Here is a 640-nt window from a genome sequence, read left to right on the forward strand (position 1 = left end):
CTCTGCGTTCTGCAGCTGTTGCATTGGCGGCGGTGGCTTCTTTCTTACCGTTTCCTATCAGCGTATCCACAATAGCTTTCTTACCATTACCATAAGCATTGCTCAGAATTGCAGATACATGAATGATTCTTACAAAATCCATAAGGTCGAAAGGGCGCATTTGCCTTTTATTCGGAGGCAGCAGTGTGATCAAATAATGTATCAGTGCAATAATGCTGCTTCCCTGAAACTCGGAACCATCATCAGTCTTGTAAACGACTCGTTTGTCTTCATTCATTTTCACACGATTCCTGATACTCAGAAGAATAAGTCTTGCTCGATTCCTCAAACTTTTTGGAAAAAATTCCAATAATTCTGATACTTTATCCGACCAATCGTCAGCAGCATCAGCAGCAGCAGCAGCATCTGATGGCCTAGTAGCTACACTTGCTGATGGCACAGGAGACTCCGAAGATTCCGTTGATGCGAACGGTTCATTTGCAGGTGCGCGTGGAGTGATAAATGTTGGGCGTCCATTGTTTGTGGCTGACTGCGACGGATCAACGATGTTAGTCGGCCTTTGTTCAGCGGGGGTTAATCGGAACTTCAACATATTGCTGCGATCGCTCGCTACCGTACCTACTCAGTCAGAGTCGGTCAG

The 640-nt window shown here is 45.8% G+C and carries 2 protein-coding genes; one reads left to right on the forward strand and one right to left on the reverse strand.

The window, feature by feature from the left end:
- The coding region (locus GY843_RS20055; RefSeq protein ID WP_297312347.1) for a hypothetical protein at positions 1 to 277 on the reverse strand (277 nt) is incomplete at its 3' end.
- Between GY843_RS20055 and GY843_RS20060 the strand changes: the two genes are divergently transcribed.
- On the forward strand, positions 264 to 640 hold a 377-nt coding region (locus GY843_RS20060), incomplete at its 3' end, for a hypothetical protein (protein WP_297312349.1). The two genes, GY843_RS20055 and GY843_RS20060, sit on opposite strands and share 14 nt — an antisense overlap.

Origin of the sequence: Neptuniibacter sp., assembly GCF_024231755.1 — a bacterium.
In the GTDB taxonomy this organism is placed as follows: domain Bacteria; phylum Pseudomonadota; class Gammaproteobacteria; order Pseudomonadales; family Balneatricaceae; genus Neptuniibacter.